Below are 266 nucleotides of genomic sequence, written 5' to 3'. Positions count from 1 at the left end.
AAGATGAAAGTTTCTATTCCCTTTATACGAGGGGGGACAGAGGAGATTTATTATTTAAAAATTCAGCAGCGATTTTAAATGAATCTTATACTGCGTCCGAACCCAAATGGTTTAAGCTCGGAATTCAAACCAATGATTGGTATGAACATCTAGTAAATGGTCAAGAAGGGAAAGATTATTTTCGAGTAACAGCCCCTCTTAGAAATAATAACTTTGTTGAACGCTCAAAATATACACTTAATGGCAATTTCCATTTTTATGGATCG

At 34.6% G+C, this 266-nt stretch carries 1 protein-coding gene; it reads left to right on the top strand.

What is annotated here, in order from left to right; all coding sequences use genetic code 11:
• The coding region (locus SB764_RS40995) for a hypothetical protein (RefSeq protein WP_410866896.1) at positions 1 to 266 on the top strand (266 nt) is incomplete at both ends.

It is taken from the genome of Paraburkholderia sp. SIMBA_027 (assembly GCF_046535315.1).
Taxonomy (GTDB): Bacteria; Pseudomonadota; Gammaproteobacteria; order Burkholderiales; family Burkholderiaceae; genus Paraburkholderia; species Paraburkholderia tropica.
This window is presented reverse-complemented; position numbering and strand designations above follow the sequence as displayed.